A 2,953-nucleotide genomic window follows, 5' to 3' on the forward strand; every position below is an offset into this window, starting at 1 on the left:
GTCTGTCGCACTAACATTTGTAAACGATCACTGGATCACATTGTTTTAATTCTGAAATTGGCTGCGGAATGACGGTTATATCTCTCACATGCTTGGCCACAGCGATACCCGCTTATTATTCAAAGTGTATGCGCCCTATGTCGCCAATGCGTCAAGAAGCGATGGCAGTGCGTTTAATGAATTGATGAAGAAGGAGGGGTTTCTATGAATGATGGCCTCTCATTTGAAGCGCAATGGGATAAGCTCCATAGCTTGCTTGATTTTCAACACGCTCACGACAACACGCTGACCGTCATGGCATTAGGTGGGTTATCTCAGGATGTACAGCGGATTTGGTGGCAGTCCGAAGCGCCTTTTGATTTGCACCCTTCGGCGCTTTTACAAGACAGCCTGTCGCTTTATGCTCATCGCTGCTGGCAACAATACCGAAACGATACCGCTCTATTTCACGCGCTCAATGACCACGTGACTGCGTGTTTTAGCTCTCAGAGCCATTACTATTTTGATCTTGAGTTACACCACCGCTATCCCGATTTGCCGTTGATTAAGTTTTGGCTCGCGTCGGCGTCATGTTGCTGCCGAGAATATCCGGTCAATCAGGGAGAGTTGTGGCTACAACACCTTCGTTTGACTCAGGCCATGAGCCTCGCGATGGAGCAAAAGACATACTGTCCTGATCGACTCGTCGGATATGGCGAACAATGTGTCATCGTCATGGATGTTGAAACTCAGTGGGTAGTGATTTGCAGTGAGGAATCATTTTTACCCTTCAAGGCATTGGGGGTCCAGTTTTGGCATTGTTGCTATCCCTCACCAAACTGAGGTAACCGAGCGATAAAAATGCAACGAACTCCGATTGCCAACAATAGAAAAGAAAGAGGAAAAGGGAGAGCACCGACTAGCAAATCGGTGCTCTGAAAAATACTGGATCACTATAGCGTCAACGACCTTCAGGAGGACCGTTGTTGTAATAAAATCAGGGTCAAACGTCAGAATTTTTTGCTCCCGTCATAATGCGCGATGACAGCCAAATAGGCCTTTTGCCCAACATGCTTTAGACTCCCGGTATTAAGTCAACCATAACGACACTGCACTTATAAAAGAAAAATAATCAATGACATATATCAGTTCTCTACCAAACTTATAAAAATTATTGAATATCATGTGCTCCAAATGGAGTATCAAAATTCAGTATATTTCCCCCCTATCATTAGCTTACGGGTGAAGAGTTACCGTCAAAGAGCCGACATGGTTTAGTTTTTCAAAACTGTGACATATGAAACATTGTTAACTGCATCCATATGAATTACTGTTCATGAGAAACAAAATTAACAGCAATTCAACATACAGAAATAAATATGAATGCAGATATCAATAAGTACATCGAGATAAGGAAAGCCCTTCATCGAAATCCAGAGCTGAAGTATGAGGAGTTTGACACAAGTCAGTTGGTCGCTGACCACCTTACTAACCTAGGCTACGAAGTGACGACAGGGATAGGAAAAACAGGCGTTAAAGCGGTGCTTTATACCAATAAGCCAGGCCCGACCATAGCCTTTCGCGCCGATTTAGACGCGCTACCGATTTCAGAACTCAATGAGTTTGAGCATAAGTCTCAGAATGAAGGAAAGATGCACGCTTGCGGTCATGATGGGCATACCGCAAGCTTGCTTTGCGCGGCTGAATCTCTCATGGCTAACAAGGAAGCGTATTGTGGGAACATCGTGATCATTATGCAGCCTGCAGAAGAAGGTGGTGCTGGTGCCAAAGCCATGATCGATGACGGCGTTCTTGAGAATCCTAGAGTCGATAAGATCTTTGGCTACCATAATAGACCTGGCTTTAAACAAGGGTTGGTCTTTGTAAAATCGGGCTCCGCTATGGGAGGAAACACCAGCCTGGCAATCAACATCACTGGCAAAGGTGGGCACGCTGCCATGCCTCATCTGTCACATGATCCCGTTGTTGCTGGCGCAAGCTTTGTGACTCAAGTCCAAACCGTCGTCTCTAGAAAGTTGTCTCCTCTGAACTCCGCCGCCGTCACCGTCTCAGAATTCCATGCAGGACAAGGGCACAATGTGATTAGTTCACATGCTCAACTGAGCTTAAGCGTGCGTTCCGATCATAAAGACACCGATGAACTGTTGATCCGTGAAATAGAAAAAACATTGAAATGTGTCTGTGAACAATTCAATTGTACATACGAACTCACCAACCTACTTTCGATTCCGGCCCTCGTTAACCATCGTCAAGAAACCAGTGATGTGATTGATGCTTGTAAGGGAAGCTTTGATAGCGAGAAATTGCGCGAAATAGATTACATGCCGACGATGGGGGCTGAAGATTTCAGCTTTTATCTGCTGGAAAGACCAGGTTGTTATTTCTTTATCGGTAATGGCGAAGATTCCGCGTATTTGCATAATCCTCATTACGATTTCAACGACGACAACATCGCGGTAGCAAGACAAGTGTATATGGATTTAGCACAATTTTATCTAGGGAGCGATAACTAGTGGAAAATACAGATAAACTATCACCAAGATCCGAAGCCATTAAAGACAACCGTTTTTTAGCCTGGGTTGAGGCTACGGGGAATAAATTGCCGCACCCGTTCTTACTGTTCGTCTATCTCGCTGTCTTTATTATGGTGCTCTCAGCCGTCTTGAACTATTTCGGTATCAACACCTATAACCCTAAGACCGCCGAAACTTATCCGATCAAGTCTCTGTTATCTGGGGATGGGGTCGCTTACATGTTCACGAATTTCGTGAAAAACTTTGTCAACTTCCCGCCACTGGGCACCATTATTACGGTGATGCTGGGTATTGGCTTGGCCGAGCGAGTTGGTCTCCTGTCCACTCTTTTAACACAGACCGCAGGGAAAGATTACGAAACCCCTTGCCCTGCAAGGACTTGCGAAAGGTAGCTGTTGCTACGGTTCGCTTTTTTCTGC

General features: G+C 45.3%; 3 protein-coding genes and 1 pseudogene. All 4 read left to right on the forward strand.

What is annotated here, in order from left to right:
• Positions 1-67 precede the first annotated feature (67 nt).
• A pseudogene (locus tag R7Z77_RS23800) lies at positions 68-208 on the forward strand (integrase); the annotation flags it as partial.
• Positions 205-822, forward strand: coding sequence for a hypothetical protein (locus R7Z77_RS23805; RefSeq protein ID WP_318136862.1), 618 nt, complete (start codon positions 205-207; stop codon positions 820-822). The pseudogene R7Z77_RS23800 and the gene R7Z77_RS23805, both read left to right, overlap by 4 nt.
• A 536-nt stretch (positions 823-1,358) precedes the next feature.
• A complete protein-coding gene (locus tag R7Z77_RS23810) occupies positions 1,359-2,513 on the forward strand; it encodes an amidohydrolase (protein ID WP_318136863.1) in 1,155 nt (384 codons plus the stop codon).
• Positions 2,513-2,926: an AbgT family transporter gene (locus tag R7Z77_RS23815; RefSeq protein ID WP_318136864.1), complete on the forward strand. Its 414-nt coding sequence runs from the start codon at positions 2,513-2,515 to the stop codon at positions 2,924-2,926. Before R7Z77_RS23810 ends, R7Z77_RS23815 begins: the two co-directional genes overlap by 1 nt.
• Positions 2,927-2,953 lie beyond the last annotated feature (27 nt).

This window comes from Vibrio sp. 1401 (assembly GCF_033340295.1).

Coding starts and splice junctions, on each gene's coding strand:
- R7Z77_RS23805 (WP_318136862.1), top strand. CDS start 205: ATGAATGATGGCCTCTCATTTGAAGCGCAATGGGATAAGCTCCATAGC.
- R7Z77_RS23810 (WP_318136863.1), top strand. CDS start 1,359: ATGAATGCAGATATCAATAAGTACATCGAGATAAGGAAAGCCCTTCAT.